This window comes from Caballeronia sp. HLA56 (genome assembly GCF_054655155.1).
Genome location: NZ_BAAHOB010000004.1, coordinates 593,528 through 608,263, shown reverse-complemented (window position 1 = coordinate 608,263; position 14,736 = coordinate 593,528). Strand labels below are relative to the sequence as shown.

The following is a 14,736-nucleotide window of genomic DNA, read 5'->3' as shown; positions in this document are numbered from 1 at the left end:
CGCAAGGAGAAGCAACGGCATGGACCGCATGGCAGCAATGGAAACGTTTGTCAGCGTCGTGGAGGCGGGTTCGTTCTCGGCGGCCGCCAAGCGGCTCAAGCTGGGGCAACCGGCCGTGTCGAAGTCGATCGCGCAGCTTGAGGAACGACTTGGCGTGCGGCTTTTGTTGCGCTCGACCCGCGGCCTGACGCCTACCGATGCAGGCCAGCGCTTTTACGAGCACGCAAGGCGCGCGATCGAAGAAGTGGACCTCGCCGAGCATGTCGCGCGCGACGCATCGACCGGGCTTTCTGGTGTGTTGCGCATCAGTGCAGCCGTGACCTTTGCGCGGCTGCATATCCTTCCGGCACTGAAGATGTTTATGAACCGGCACCCTAACTTGCAGATCGATATCGTGCTGGACGATCGCACCATTGACCTGCTCGAAAAAGGCGTAGACGTGGCGCTGCGCATGGGCTCGCTCGATGATTCTACGATGACCGCACGGCGCATTGCGCAAAGTCGTCGGCTGCTGGTCGGCACACCTGCGTATCTCGCCGAAGCAGGTGTGCCGAAGACCCCTGCGGAGCTCAGCCAGCATCAGGTGATCGTGTATTCGTTGCGAGGTGGTGGCGAGTCGTGGGCGTTCAGCCAGCAGGGCAAGGAAGTGGCGGTGGTGGTGTCGGGGCGTGTCAGCGTGAGCGCCGCCGAGGGCATGCGTACGATGGTGCTGAACGGAATGGGCCTGGCAATCGCGTCGGAATGGATGTTCTCGCCGGAACTTGCCGACGGCTCGATCCAAGCCGTCCTGACCGACTGGGAACTGCCCCCGATCGACCTGTGGGCAGTGTATCCGGCTGGACGCCTGGTGAGTGCGAAGGCGCGGGCGTTCGTCGCTTTCGTGGAAGCTTCACTTGGGGCCGAAGGCGCCAACGCCGGACGTGCGCCTTCAGAAAGCGAGCTTGCCGATTGACGCACCGCCGTCGACGTAGAGCGTCTGACCGGTCATGAAGGCGGCCGCATCCGAAAGCAGAAACGCGATCGTCGCGGCGATCTCATGAGGCTGGCCGAAGCGACTCATCGGTATTGCAGACAAATAGCGTTTCTCGCCCTCGCTTCCGGGCGGGTTGTTCGCGCGAAACAGCGCGGTCTCGGTCGGACCCGGTGCGACGGCATTCACCGTGATGCCCGTGCCTGCCAGTTCCAGCGCCCACGAACGCGCAAAGCTTACCAGCGCCGCTTTCGCCGCTGCATACGCCGTGCGTTGCGTCATGCCGAGAATCGTCAGGCTGGAAATGTTCACGACGCGTCCCCAGCCGCGTTCTTGCATGCCGGGAAGCAGCGCCTGAACCGTTTGGACGGCCGGGTGAAGATTTAGTGCGAGAACGTCATCGAGATCGTTTAGCGCGACGGCCCCGAGACGCTGCGGCCTGACTAACGCGACGTTGTTCACTACGCCGTCGAACGCGTGACGTCGCAAGAGGTCATTGAGGACCGCACCAGTTGTTGCGCGGTCGGCTAGATCGACGCGGACCAGTTCGCCCGGAAAATCGCTTGCTTCACGCGCCATCCCCACCACGTGGTGGCCGTCGGCAATCAGTTGTTCTGTCAACGCGAGGCCAATGCCTTTGGTCGCGCCGGTTATGAGAAATGTACGTTGTGTCATCTAATGTTCTCTTTGAATCAGAAGGATGAAGAGCCGCACCGGGTTCTCCAGCCCGGCAAGGCTGTCGCTTGGCGCTGGGCGTTGAGGCTTACGCCTTGGCCGTCGCTTTTTCCAGAACCGGGAACATGTCCGACGGGTCTGGACGACGCGTGTAGTCCGGGTTGACCTCCGAATACAGCACGGTGCCATCCTGTCCAATGACGTAACGCGCCGGCATCGGCAGGGTCCAGCTCGGGTCGTTATTGAACGCGGGCAGGTCATTCTTCAGGTTCTTGTACAACTCGACCAGATAGTCGGGCAACGCAAAGCGCAGGCCGAAGTCGGCGCCGGTTTGACCGTTCACGTCGCTCAGCACGGGAAAGCCGAGTTCGTTGGTACGCACGGACTTGCGGTTGTTGACTGGCGTCTGCGGAGAAATCGCCACGACCTTCGCGCCATAGGCCTGAATCTGCGGCAGCACTTCATTGATCGCCTGCAATTCAATGTTGCAATACGGGCACCACACGCCGCGATAGAACGTCACCACTAGCGGTGCCTTCACCAACAGAGCCGCAGACGACACGTCATTGCCATCCTGATCCTTGAGGTTGAAATGCGGTGCGCGGTCGCCAGCCTTGATTGCGCGGCCAGCTTGCCCACTCGCAATCAGTTCTGCTGTAGCGCGTTCCATCACCGGATGAATCTCCGGCGGTGCGTTAAAGGGCGGCTTACCCGCTTTGAAGTCGGCCCGGAATGCGTCGAGTTTGTCTTGCAGTGACATGAGTGTTCTCCGTTGAAAGGATTAAACGAATGAATAAATTCAGGCTGCGTTCTGTGCTGCTGCGATGCGCGCCACTTCGGCTGCGGTGATGCCTTCGAGCGCGAGGCCGTAGCCGATGCCCTTGTCGATCACGCGACGCAGGCGTTGAGTCAGGCCAATGCGCATGTATTTGGTGGTGAGCGGCGGCTGCTTTGTGATCGTCGCGGCGATGGCGGTCGAACGTGGACATGGCGGTTTCTCGGCGAGCCTACTGGAAGGGTTGGACGGTAGCCGTCAGGGCTCCCTTGGAGGGCTTATGCCGCAGCAGCGACTGGTTTGGTCCACTCATTACCGGCCATGAAGCCGTCGAGTTCGGTGTGGACGATGTGATTTGTGTAGTTGCTCATCACCTTCGTCGCCACGCCCAAGATCACTTCAAGGACGTTCTGACGGGTATAGCCGGCGACAAGAAACGCGTCCACATCGGCGTCCGGGACGAAGCCCCGCTCACGCACCACGAGCGTCGTAAAGCGATGCAGCGCTTCGAGTTTTGCATCGGGCAGCGGCGTGCCGGCGCGCAGTGCAGCGATCGCACCCGCATCCATCTTGATCATCTTTGCGAGCGTGCTGTGACCAGCCATGCAGTAGTGGCAGTTGTTCTCGAAGTTCGAGGTTAGATACACCACCTGCTGTTCGTGCGGTGTCAGCGTGCTTTTCGAGAAAAGGTCCCACAGCGCCGAGTAACCGGCCAGCAGCGCGGGCGACTCCGCCATATGCGCCTGAAGATTGGGAACGAAGCCAAATGCGCGCTTCGTGTTTTCGAGAACGGCCTTCGAGCCGGCCGGTGCGTTTTCGATCGAGTAGGTCGGGAAGTTGGTCATCGTATTGCTCCGGTTGGTTGACGGTGAGCAAATGATGAGAGTGAGCGCTTCTTCGGAGAAGGCAGGCGCGGTCGATAACAGTCATTCCTGTGAGGCATAACGCGACGGGGGCGTCGAGACGGGTTGCCCGAAAAACGGTGACGGTCCACCCACCAGGAAGAATCATTCAGGGCTCGGTCGACCGCCTTCGATCGTCGGCATTGGCAAGGGACGGGCCGCTTCCACTTCGAAGCGGACGCACAACTCGCGACTGAGCCATTGGCTGCTGAGGGTCGAGATGTGCCAGATCCGTCGGGCAGCAGGCGGTCCAGTTTCTGCCGTTCGCTTGTGCTTTTGCAGCGGTCACTCGAACGGCTGGTCCTCTCCGATCTAATGATCTAATCCGATGGGCACCCGCCAGCATTCGGCCACAAATGAACAGTCGACGGATTTCGACAGCTTCTAGATCAGATCGCCTGCAGCGTCGCCATGTTGGCGACGAATCAATGCGTTCAGTAACTTGAGGTCAGTCGGTTTAACTAGATGGTGATCAAATCCGGACAGTCGGGAGCGCTGAAGATGCTCTTCTTGTCCATAGCCGCTTAGGGCAATCAACACAGTGCTGGCATGTTTGGGTGACGCGCGCATGCGCTTTGCGACCTCGTAGCCGTCAATGTCCGGCAAACCAATGTCCAGCAGTACGACCTCCGGTTCAAACTCTTGTGCGATTGCCAACGCAGACAGACCATCTACCGCCAGCCGCACATTGTGCTGATCAAGCCGTAAGAACATCGCAGTGCTTTCTGCCGCGTCAACATTATCGTCTACCACCAAAATTTTTCTTGGCGTGTTCTCGACCATCGCCGCGTTGACCGCAGTGTGCTCCGTTGCATATTGCATGTCTTCCAGCAGCGCCGGCAAGCGAACCACAAACTCACTTCCTTTATCGATGCCTTCGCTAAAAGCCTGCACGGTTCCGTTGTGCAGCTCCGCCAGGCGTCTAACTAACGCCAGACCAATGCCTAGCCCCGCCGGTTTCCTATCAAGGGACAAGTCGGCCTGAACAAAAATCGTGAAAATAGTAGGAAGCAGCGCTGCACTCATTCCGATACCATTGTCTGATACCTTGAGTACTGCTTCGCGTTCTTCTCTAACCAGCGTTACCTTGATGAGGCCATGTGAAGGGGTGTATTTGACAGCATTGCCCACCAGATTCATCACGATCTGCTCAATGCGTAATGGATCACCCTCAATGAACAGAGGCTGATCAGGCACAGAAACAACAATCGTGTGTTGATGCCGTTCGATCTCGGGTTTCATTGCATCGATGGCATGTCGTGCGAGATCGACGACATCGATGCGCATCTGTTTAAGCTTAATGACACCGCGCGTGATACGAGATACGTCGAGAAGATCATCGACCAAGCCGACTTCATGCTCCAGTTGACGTTGGGCGATTGCGCGTGCTTTTTGTTCGATGGCGGGCTCAGCGGTACCACGTTCCCATATGTCCAAGCTGTTTCGAATGGAAGCCAGTGGATTTCGAAGCTCATGGGCGAGCATGGCTAAAAACTCGTCCTTGTTCTGATCTGCCGCTTGCAATTGATCGAGCGTTTCGTTTTGATCGGTCACATCATTGACGGTAAGCAGCACCAGTGCACGTGCCGGAAAATCGACACTTGTTGCGTTCAAACGCATGGTGCGTTTGCCTAAGACCGGAAACTCGTGCGTCAGGGAAAAATTCCTGACGCTCTTTGCCTCCGGCAGGATCTTTTCAAGCAACGCTTTAAGCGCTTCACTGTTCCATTGCCCGTTACCCAGTGAAAACAGCCTAGCCCCAATCGTCGAGTCGGGCTCTGTCTGAAACGTCTCATAGAACGCTTCGTTCGCTCGAACGATGCGCAAGTCGGAGTCAAGTACCAGTAACGGGTCAAAGATCGTCTCAAGCAATGAATCGGCGTAATCGCGCTCACGACTTGCCAAGTCGTGAAGCGCCTTCAGTTCATCGTTTCTATAGCGAAGTTCTTCGTTCGAGGTCGACAGTTCCTCGTTGATGGACTGCAACTCAGCCCTTGTTGTCTCGAGTTCCTCATTTGTACTTTGGAACTCTTCGTTGCTGGATAGCAGTTCTTCTTCGCTCGATCTAAGTTCCTCACGGGCACTTTCATGCTCTTCCAGCATGGAACGGATCTGTTCGCGTGCGGCTACAAGTTCCGCCGTGAGCTGTGCGATTTCCGCGTCTTTTCTTGCCAGGTTTCGAGAGCCGATACGGCCGACCAGGCGCTGCGACATGCGCAATACGGAATCCTTAATCGATCCTGTAACCATTGCAGGCAGAAGCGTCGGGCGAGCCGTCGTATCCTCGAAAAAGATGAGAAACCAGCGCCCGTCGACCTCATCTGAATGGAGTAAATGCACTTCAAGGTTAGCTTCGCGTGGGCCATTGAGAGAGGCTAAACGGATGGCTGTTTTGCGCGTTACCGAGCCGCTCGCGTCGCACTCCCTGACAGCCTGGCTAATAGGTAAAAAGATCTCGGGCTTGGCGAGGCGCTGCAGGCTTATGCTCGGAGGCCCGGCGGGATTGACGAGGAATGGGGAGGTGTCGCCGCGGAACTCGACAATGTTGAATTGCCCATCACAGATCACAAATGCAGGCGCGTAGCGCGCCACCACTTTTGCTTCGGCTTGGGCGACAAGCCGCTGAGCATGAGTGGGAATCGCTTTGTTCACTACTGCGCGTCCTGGCAAGGGCATCACTTCTGAGGGCGATTTCATCGAAAGCAACCGAGCCGCAGACTGACCCGTCCCGGCTCTCTTGTTGTAAAGCTTGGTGCGCTTGCTTTCGATCACTCCGAAGAGGGCAGAGAACGAGCCCACGCTCTCGGAAGGACCCAACATCAAAATGCCAGATGGGTTAAGCGCATAGTGAAAGAGCGGCATAACGCTGCCTTGCAGCACGGGATCGAGGTAAATCAGGAGATTGCGGCAGCTGATCAAGTCCATGCGTGAGAAAGGCGGATCAACAGCCACGTTGTGACGGGCAAACGTGCAGACGTCGCGGACATATTTTTCGACCTTGTAGTAATCGCCGTCACGAACGAAAAACCGCTCGAGCCGTTCGGGCGAAACGTTTCGGGCGATATTTTCGATGTAACGGCCTGCACGGGCCGTGTGCAGCGCGTCCTCACTGATATCCGTACCAAAAACTTGGAACTTCGTATCAATACCGTGTTCGCCGAGATACTCGAACATACAGATCGCAATTGAATACACTTCTTCGCCGCTGGCACAGCCGGGCACCCAGATACGGATTGGGCCAGTCGTTGGCGGATCATTAAAAAAACGTGGAAACACGCGTTGCGTCAAGGCATTGAACGCTTCTGGATCTCGAAAAAATTCAGTGACGCGGATCAACAGATCGCGGCCGAGGGCAAGCGGCTCTGATGGATCGGATCGAAGTAACGCTACATAGTCATCGATGTTAGACAGGCGGTGAAGCGCCATGCGTCGTGATAGGCGTCGATAAATGGTGCCGCGTTTGTAGTGACTAAAATCGACCTTGCAGGCGCTGCTCAAAATCCTGAACATGGGCCTTAAGCTTTCTTCGCTGGGGTCGGTGGCACGAGGAGTTTGCTCTAATCGAAAAAGGGCGAGATGGGGATGCATGCCCATTCTGCAGATTTCTTGACCAATACGCAAAGGCGGGAGGACAAGATCGACGCACCCCTGAGCCACGGCTAGGCGTGGCATGCTGGCGAATGCCGCGGTTGCTTCGTCCTGCGCAAGGGTGATCCCGCCCTCGCTATGCACCGATTGCAAACCAAGCACGCCGTCGGATCCCGTGCCGGACAAAATGACGCCGATTGCATTTGTTCCCTGGTCTTTCGCTAATGAATCAAGTAGGTCATCGACGGGCATCGGAGGGCCCATGGTCTTGTCACGCGGGCGAAGTCGAATTCGTCGATCTTTCACCGACATGCTGACAGCCGGCGGAATCACGTAAACGTGTCCCATCTCAATGGCCAACGCATCGGCGGCTTGCACAACTTTCAGTGATGTATGCCGGGCCAGAATCTCAGCCAACGAGCTCGCGTGGTCCGGATCGAGATGGATGACAACCAGACACGCAAGAGCGCAGTCTGGTGAAAACTCTGAAATCAACTCGGAGACGGCCTGCAATCCACCCGCAGAAGCGCCGATCCCGACGATTGGAAACGACCGGGATTCCGCCTTAACTGGGACGATCGCAAGTTTAGTCATACAAGACCCTCAGGTTAAAACACCAATTTTCCGTGCACCCGCCGAGTCTAGAGGGTAGGCATTGGATTTGCCCCCGTACTTCCGGACACCGTCTCACACTTGAGTTGATGAATCCGTCCTGCGCCTGAACTCACGAGGTGAACGGTATTTCAAGGCGCTGTGCGGATGCCTTTCGTTGTAATGCTCGAACGCCACTGCCAGATTGCGTACTGCCGTTGCAGCGTCCGGTTTGGGCATGAAGGCGACGTAGTCGCGCTTCATGGTCTTCACGAAGCTCTCGGCCATACCGTTGCTTTGCGGACTGCACACCGGTGTGGTGAGCGGCGTGAGTCCAATACCGCTCGCAAACGCACGTGTCTCGTGCGCAATATATCCCGAGCCGTTATCGCTTAGCCATTCAATCGAAGACGGTACGGCATCGACATTGCCAAACCGATGCTCGACGGCGGCAAGCATCACGTCACGAACATCGTTGCCGGTGTAGCCGCCTGTCGTCGCAACCCAGCTCATCGCCTCCCGGTCGCAGCAATCCAGCGCAAAGGTGACGCGCAGTGGCTCGCCATTTTCACACCGGAATTCGAAGCCATCGGAGCACCAGCGTTGATTGCTTCTGGCCACCGCAACACGTCCGTCGTGTTGAAGCGCACCTGGAATTTCGGAGACGTTTTTGCTGGAGTTACGCTGCCATCGGCATTCCAGCGATTCGTTCATAGTAGCGGGCTTCCGCTTCGGCCGGTGGGATGTTGCCGATCGGCTCAAGCAGGCGTCGGTGATTAAACCAGTCCACCCATTCAAGCGTGGCGAGTTCAACCGCCTGCACGTTACGCCATGGTCCGCGACGATGAATAACGTCTGCCTTGTAAAGGCCGTTGATCGTTTCGGCGAGTGCGTTATCGTATGAATCTCCGACGCTGCCGACTGACGGTTCGATTCCTGCTTCGGCTAGACGCTCCGTATACCGAATTGAAACGTATTGCGACCCGCGGTCCGAATGATGTACCAAACGGTTACTTTCGGCTGGTCGGCGCTCATGTACCGCCTGCTCCAGCGCGTCCAACACGAAGTCAGTACGCGCTGAGCTTGACACTCTCCAGCCTACGATGCGTCGCGCGAACACATCAACGATGAAGGCAACATAAGCGAAGCCTTGCCAGGTGGCCACGAAGGTGAAATCTGACACCCACAGCGCGTTCGGCCTTGACGCTTTGAACTGCCGCTGGACGTGATCAAGCGGGCACGGTGTGTTTCGCTCGCTGACGGTGGTTCGAATCGATCTGCCGCGCCGCACACCTTGCAGCCCGAGCCGCTTCATCAGTCGCTCGACAGTACACCGTGCGAGCTTGAATCCTTCGCGCAATAGCTGCCGCCAAACCTTGCGCGCACCATATACCCGAAAGTTCTCTTCCCATACACGCCGGATATGCTGACACAGCAGTGCATCGCGCTGCGCGCGCGGCGGCAGCCGACGCGGATCAGCGCGTCGAGACAAATGAAGGTAATACGTCGACGGGGCGATCGGCAGCACCCTGCAGATCGGCTCGACCCCATACGCCGACCGGTGATCGTCAATGAAGGCAATCATCACTTCGGTCGGCGGTCGAGCTCCGCCTGTGCGAAATATGCCGAGGCCTTGCGCAGGATTTCATTGGCCTGACGCAGTTCCCGGACTTCACGTTCAAGCTCGCGGATGCGGTCCTGCTCCTGCGTCTTGGGGCCCGCGCGCAGACCACGATCGCTCTCAGCCTGACGAACCCAGTTTCTTAACGTTTCGCGTGAGCAACCCATCTTGGCGGCAATCGACTGGATTGCTTCCCATTGCGTCGCGTACTCCGCACGATGCTCGAACACCATACGAACCGCGCGCTCACGCACTTCCGCCGAATATTTCGGCGCCGTCTTCCGTTTTGCTTTGTCGAGGTTTTCCATGACTCTATTCTCTCAGGAGTAAAGGTCTCCGGAAAACCCGGTGCGCTTCATGTCGCCGCGTGATGGTGGGACGCTTCGGCCGGCGCTGCAGCAGCAGGCCGTGAACGCGCATGACGCGATAAATGCGCTTGACGTTCACTGGCCCAGCACCATGCATCTCCCGGTTGCTGCGAATCACGCCCCAGACGCGTCGATAGCCGTAGCTCGGCAAGTCGATGACGGCCTCACGGATTTCCGCCACCAGTTCCGCATCGTCCGTCTGCACCGCGCTGCGCCTGTCTTGCCAGCTGGCAGGGCGTGCACGCCTGACCGACACGTTCGAGCGCGCAACGCCGAGAACATCACAGACCTGCTTCACTGGTCGTCCCCCGGCAATGATGGCGAGCGCGCTATCCATTTTTTTGCTCGACCGTACTCCACTGCTTCTCTCAGAATCTCGACTTCCACCGTCTTCTTGCCGAGCAGTCGTTGCAATTCGCGAATCTGCCTGAGCGCCTCCGCCAACTCCGAAGCGGGCACCACCTCTTCGCCAGCGGACACCGCCGACAGGCTTCCGTCCTGATACAGCTTCTTCCAATGGAACAACTGATTTGGATTGACGCCGTGCTGGCGAGCCACCATCGATACGGTCTTACCCGGCTCCAGACTCTCCCGGACCATCGCCGCCTTCTCTTCCGCAGACCACCGCCGCCGCCGCTCCGGCCCAGTCAACACTTTCATCACTTCCTGCTTGCTGTTAGGTCTAAACACAGTCGTATGACTACCCGTTATTTTAAGGTAGAGACCGTGTCCGGCAATTCAGGGGGCTGTTCCAGGCATAATAACCGGACCCGTCCACAAGAGGCTAAGTTGGGAAACAAGCTATTTTTTGTTCGGTGTCCGCCTCTCACAGCTTAATCCAAACCTTCCATGAATAGGAGGAGAAACTCATTAGCACGGGTTTTCCGGCAAATATCCGCAGTAATCACCGCTGCGCCGGAACAGATAATTCGTCAAACGGCCATTAGGTATGCGCGCTGCTAACATACGAACATACCGGAGTAGGTAATGACAAATCATCACGTGCGAGTCCGCGCATGGACAAACAGGCGAATCGCCGTTCATAGTGAGAGGCTGCGGGTGCTAGTTGTTGACGACCATGCGCTCGCGGCAGAGGCCTTGGCGGCAGCCCTAGCATTTGAAGACATCGATTGCCGGACCGCGTTCAACGGATTTGATGCGATTGCCATCGGCATCGCGTGGGTACCTCACGCAATCGTAATGGACGTTTCAATGCCTGGATGCAGTGGTTTTGAAGCGGCGCTCGCGCTGCGCAACGACCAACGAACGAACCACGTATCCATAGTTGCTTTCACTGCGCTCGATGAATCTGAAGTACTCCGACATGTCGTAGATAGCGAGTTCGATGGCTATTGTCAGAAAGGCCAACCTCCGGCGAGTTTGGTCGCGCTTCTTGGAGGTCAAGGTTCGAGTCTAGCGTAGCTCGGCGCCGAGTCGCAATGGTGAGCGACGCGGAGGATTGGCTGTGTTGCATGCGCATGGCCTCGAAGGTCCACTCTGTTGCCATGAAGGCGACGGTACTCGAGACGCTTTAGCGGCTATGGCCGCCGGGCGTGCGCTCCTGGATAGCTATCTTCGCCAAAGCGCTCACGCAGTTGCTTGCGCGCACGTGAGATCTGGCCAAGCATATCGTATTTGTCGGCGTGACTGCTTGGCGCATCGTAGGTGAGGACCGAAAACCCTGTAACCACTGCGCTTGCCGTTTCAAGGCGCTGGCGAGCGGCTAATGAAGACTCGCCGTCACCGTTGGCTTCACCGATACAGCGATTTACAGCCACCCAAGCACGTTCGCGGATCGTTTCATAGCTGTATTCCATACGGTGATTTCCCTTCAAAGTTGCAGCCTAGCTTGCTTCAGTAATTCGTCATATTGATTGGGCCTGACTTATCTGTTTCACAGAATAATGCGCGTGAGCGTAGACCCCTTTCACGCTCCTGCTCCGCAGTTCGGCGTTTCTCTATCTTAGACCGTCCTGACGAGGCGAAGCTCATTATTGCCTGAGAATCCGTCGGCCTGTTCGCACGACAACAGCGCGTGGAATCAGCAAACGTCGCAAGGGGATAGCAACTATTTTCCTGCAGATGTAGCTTTCACTTCTGCAAGACGACGCGCAATGTCGGCGGCTGCACTGTAATCATCGCCAAGGTGTCTGCGGCTAGTTTCATTCTCCGAAGCCAGCTTAAGGTAAGCGGCGGCAAGTTTTCGCAGTTCGTCTTCCGACGCGTCCTCTATGCCGATCAACTGATTACTCGCGGAGCGATGCGAGGCCAGCAGTTCGTTAAGCTTCAAATGAACCGCGACGCTGTCCTTGTTAGCACTCTGCTGAATCAGGAAGACCATGAGAAATGTGACGATCGTTGTGCCCGTGTTGATGACGAGTTGCCAGTTCTCAGAGAAGTGAAACACCGGCCCTGAGACCAACCATGCGATGACGGAGATCACTGCGAGGCCAAAGGCGAGTGGTGAGCCCGCCCAGCGGGTGACATCACTTGCAAAGTTATCGAATGCACGCGCGATTGGGTGGCGGTTGGCATAAGCCGGTGTTGAGGTCGCTGGGACCGTGTCCATCGGCTCAGCTTCAACGAACGGGCTGTTGTGTTTCATGACGAGCTCAAGGAAAAGTCCAAGCGGTAATCTAAACTGTCCACCTTTCGACCAACCTACAGGCGGCAAAATCTACGAGTGCTCCGAGTTCGAAATGATTGTTTCGCTGTGCAGTTCGGTACACTGATGTGCGCCCATCGTTGTCCTGCTATCACTCCTGTCCGCCGCGAGGGCATAGAGTCGCTCGCCGCGCCTGCAACATTGTATCCGTCAGCGCAACCCGTCTTGATTGTCCGTGTGCATGATGCGAAGGTTTGGCCATCGTAGTGATTGGAGTGATGCGATGGACGACGCCGCGGTGGGCCAAGCTGCTGTGCGAACGCGCAAACGACGCCCTCGCCAAGGCGAAGCGTTCTGGCGAGAGATGGTGGCAGCATGGAAGATGAGCGGCGTCGGCACTCGACGTTTCTGTCGCGAACAAGGCCTGGCCGTCAGCACTTTCGGGTTGTGGCGCAAGAAGTTTACGGGCGAAACGCCTTCAACGAGTCGGCTGGCTGTGACGGCCGACGCCGCGTTTGTCATTGCTCACCTCGAAGGTGAGCCTGCGGCGACATCATCATCTGCGTCAGCCGATACGCCATTATCATCGACGCGTGATCGCATTATGTTATCGATCGCCGGCGTTCGCATCGAATTGAGTGTTGTGCATGCTGAACGCATTGTGCGCTTCGTGCTCGGACAGCTTGGCGGTGCACGGTGCTGATCGCCGCTGACGTCCGAGCTTACATCTGCCGCGAGCCTGTCGACATGCGCAAGTCAATCGACACGCTGTCGTATCTGGTCGAACCGCTTCTTGCGCAGAAGCCGGCCTCGGGCAACCTATTCGTGTTCGTCGGCCGGGACCGCACGAAGGTGAAGTGCCTGTATTGGGATCGCACGGGGTTCGCGCTCTGGTACAAGCGGCTTGAACATGGGCATTTCCCATCGCCCGCGGCGCTGGCGCAACGTGGATTCACGCTCGCGGAGCTCAATGCATGGCTCGAAGGTATAGAGATTCCAGCGCGCGAACCTCATCGCGCCGTCGCGGTGACGCGCGTTGCGTAAGCGCCTGAATCGCGCGTAATTCAGGGCTCACGAAGCTTGTAAACGTCGCACGAGTTGGGCATCATGGTTGGTATGTTGCCCGCCGCCATCACTGCCGGGGATCTGCCACTGGAGCTCGAGGAGCTGCAAGCCTTCGCACTCGAGCAGAAACGGCTCGCATGCGTGTTGTGGAAGCAACTGGAGAGCCTGCATCATCAGATCGCGCAGCTCAATCGCGCTCGCTTCGGCGCGAGTTCTGAGCGCTTGGCGGGTCAGGCCGAATTGTTCGACGCCGCCATGGATATGCCTCTCCCTCCGGAGCCGGCGAAGGTCCCTGTCACGGGGCACGCTCGCCGGGGACGCCCCGCATTGCCAAAGGACCTGCCACGCACGCGCGTCGAATATGACCTGAGCGACGAACAGAAGGCCGCATTCGACGCGCTTGAGCGCATCGGCGAAGAGCATAGCAAGACGCTGCATTATGAGCCGTCAAGGCTCACAGTCATTGAACACATCCGCTTCAAGTATGCGGCGAAGAAGGATGGCGAGTCGACCATCGTGACGGCGAGCGCTCAGCCCTCGCCGCTGCCCAAGAGTAACGCGAGGGCGAGTTTGCTCGCCAACATCCTGGTCAACATCTACGTTGATCATCTACCGTTAAATCGGCAAGAGATGCGCTATGCGCGTCGCGGTATTCACCTGCCGCGGGCCACGCTGTGTGAATGGAAGTTGGCCGCAGCAGAATTACTCGCTGCGCTTATTCCGTCGCTGCGTTCACACCAACTGCAGGCACCGCGCATGCACGTCGACGACACGACACTGCCTTTGCTCGAGAAGGGTCGTAAGACCACCCGTACTGCGCGATTATGGGGCTACCTGGGTGCGGGCCAACGCGAGGAGAATGGCGTCTGGGTCGATCACCCTCCGGCGGTCGTGTTCGAGTTCGCAGAGTCGCGCGCGGGCTCGAATCCGCAAAGTTACCTGCGAACGTACAAAGGCTACTTGCAGGCCGATGCATACAGCGGGCACGAGGCGCTCTACGAGACGGGCGACATCATCGCGGTCGGTTGCTGGGCGCATTGCCGCCGTCGGTTCTTTGAAATCGCCAAGACCCAAAGCAAACCGGGGCTCGCGGCACAGGCACTGCAGTGGATCGCCCAGCTATACGCCATCGAGTCCCGAATCAACCATCGGACGCCCGACGTCAAATATGCGGCGCGGCAAACTGAGGCCTTACCGGTACTTGCAAAGTTCCGGCAATGGTTGGAAGGCAACGTCATCGGTTTGCCGACTCAGGCGCCGCTCGCCAAAGCGTTCGGCTACGCGTTACGTCATTGGCAAGCGCTGATTCGCTACACAGAGAGCGGTGTTCTGCTACCCGACAACAACGCGTTGGAACGGCAGATCAGGCCGATTGCGCTTGGAAGAGTCAACTGGACGTTTGCGGGCTCACCGCGAGGCGCTCGTGCGACGGCCACCATGTATTCATTGCTCGGCACGGCTCGCTTAAACGGTTTCGAACCGTATGCATGGCTGAAGGAAACACTAGAGAAGTTGCCGTCGTATCCCGTCAATCGCGTGCACGAACTGCTGCCGCTTGCCCGCTAACTACCCCGAC

Annotated in this window: 13 protein-coding genes, 2 pseudogenes and 1 other annotated feature; of the genes and pseudogenes, 5 read left to right on the top strand and 10 right to left on the bottom strand. The window is 57.7% G+C overall.

Annotated features, from left to right (window positions below; all coding sequences use genetic code 11):
- Positions 1 to 19 precede the first annotated feature (19 nt).
- Positions 20 to 952, top strand: coding sequence for a LysR family transcriptional regulator (locus ACYQ47_RS18840; RefSeq protein ID WP_459906413.1), 933 nt, complete (start codon positions 20 to 22; stop codon positions 950 to 952).
- Here ACYQ47_RS18840 and ACYQ47_RS18835 read toward each other — a convergent pair.
- The 8 genes and pseudogenes from ACYQ47_RS18835 to ACYQ47_RS18800 form a co-directional block, all read right to left on the bottom strand.
- The gene (locus ACYQ47_RS18835; protein WP_459906412.1) at positions 929 to 1,645 is read right to left on the bottom strand and encodes an SDR family oxidoreductase; all 717 of its coding nucleotides are present in this window, start codon (positions 1,643 to 1,645) and stop codon (positions 929 to 931) included. The genes ACYQ47_RS18840 and ACYQ47_RS18835 overlap by 24 nt on opposite strands.
- 88 nt (positions 1,646 to 1,733) lie before the next feature.
- Positions 1,734 to 2,405 carry a peroxiredoxin-like family protein gene (locus ACYQ47_RS18830; RefSeq protein ID WP_459906411.1) on the bottom strand — a complete coding sequence of 224 codons (672 nt, stop codon included), beginning with the start codon at positions 2,403 to 2,405 and terminating at the stop codon, positions 1,734 to 1,736.
- A gap of 39 nt (positions 2,406 to 2,444) precedes the next feature.
- On the bottom strand, positions 2,445 to 2,570 hold the full coding sequence (locus ACYQ47_RS18825) for a hypothetical protein (protein ID WP_459906410.1): 126 nt from the start codon (positions 2,568 to 2,570) through the stop codon (positions 2,445 to 2,447).
- A 128-nt stretch (positions 2,571 to 2,698) separates the two neighbouring features.
- On the bottom strand, positions 2,699 to 3,265 hold the full coding sequence (locus tag ACYQ47_RS18820; RefSeq protein ID WP_459906409.1) for a carboxymuconolactone decarboxylase family protein: 567 nt from the start codon (positions 3,263 to 3,265) through the stop codon (positions 2,699 to 2,701).
- A gap of 441 nt (positions 3,266 to 3,706) precedes the next feature.
- Positions 3,707 to 7,504, bottom strand: a complete 3,798-nt coding sequence (locus tag ACYQ47_RS18815) for a chemotaxis protein CheB (RefSeq protein WP_459906408.1) — start codon at positions 7,502 to 7,504, stop codon at positions 3,707 to 3,709.
- A 93-nt stretch (positions 7,505 to 7,597) separates the two neighbouring features.
- Positions 7,598 to 8,143, bottom strand: a pseudogene (locus tag ACYQ47_RS18810) (DDE-type integrase/transposase/recombinase); the annotation flags it as partial.
- Between the two features lie 37 nt (positions 8,144 to 8,180).
- A protein-coding gene (locus tag ACYQ47_RS18805; protein ID WP_459906407.1) for an IS3 family transposase occupies positions 8,181 to 9,430 on the bottom strand; the annotation gives its coding sequence in 2 pieces (ribosomal slippage) (positions 8,181 to 9,115 and positions 9,115 to 9,430; 1,251 coding nt in all).
- Positions 9,012 to 9,128: a sequence feature (AL1L pseudoknot), on the bottom strand. It overlaps the preceding gene by 117 nt.
- 46 nt (positions 9,431 to 9,476) lie before the next feature.
- Positions 9,477 to 10,150, bottom strand: a pseudogene (locus ACYQ47_RS18800) (transposase); the annotation flags it as partial.
- Between the two features lie 327 nt (positions 10,151 to 10,477).
- On the opposite strand from ACYQ47_RS18800, the gene ACYQ47_RS18795 reads away from it, so the two are divergent.
- Positions 10,478 to 10,912 (top strand): response regulator, encoded by a 435-nt coding sequence (locus ACYQ47_RS18795; RefSeq protein ID WP_459906406.1) that lies wholly within the window; start codon positions 10,478 to 10,480, stop codon positions 10,910 to 10,912.
- Between the two features lie 116 nt (positions 10,913 to 11,028).
- Here the strand turns inward: ACYQ47_RS18795 and ACYQ47_RS18790 are convergent, their stop codons facing one another.
- Together ACYQ47_RS18790 and ACYQ47_RS18785 are read right to left on the bottom strand one after the other, a co-directional pair.
- Positions 11,029 to 11,307, bottom strand: coding sequence for a hypothetical protein (locus tag ACYQ47_RS18790; RefSeq protein ID WP_459906405.1), 279 nt, complete (start codon positions 11,305 to 11,307; stop codon positions 11,029 to 11,031).
- A gap of 251 nt (positions 11,308 to 11,558) precedes the next feature.
- Positions 11,559 to 12,095, bottom strand: a complete 537-nt coding sequence (locus ACYQ47_RS18785; protein WP_459906404.1) for a low affinity iron permease family protein — start codon at positions 12,093 to 12,095, stop codon at positions 11,559 to 11,561.
- A 283-nt stretch (positions 12,096 to 12,378) separates the two neighbouring features.
- On the opposite strand from ACYQ47_RS18785, the gene tnpA reads away from it, so the two are divergent.
- The 3 genes from tnpA (at position 12,379) to tnpC (ending at position 14,726) form a co-directional block, all read left to right on the top strand.
- Entirely contained in the window at positions 12,379 to 12,798 is a 420-nt protein-coding gene (gene tnpA, locus ACYQ47_RS18780; RefSeq protein ID WP_459906403.1) for an IS66 family insertion sequence element accessory protein TnpA, read from the top strand.
- Positions 12,799 to 12,842: 44 nt separating this feature from the next.
- A complete protein-coding gene (gene tnpB, locus ACYQ47_RS18775) occupies positions 12,843 to 13,139 on the top strand; it encodes an IS66 family insertion sequence element accessory protein TnpB (protein WP_051154128.1) in 297 nt (98 codons plus the stop codon).
- A 63-nt stretch (positions 13,140 to 13,202) separates the two neighbouring features.
- Positions 13,203 to 14,726 carry an IS66 family transposase gene (gene tnpC, locus ACYQ47_RS18770; protein ID WP_459906401.1) on the top strand — a complete coding sequence of 508 codons (1,524 nt, stop codon included), beginning with the start codon at positions 13,203 to 13,205 and terminating at the stop codon, positions 14,724 to 14,726.
- The last annotated feature ends 10 nt before the right edge of the window (positions 14,727 to 14,736 follow it).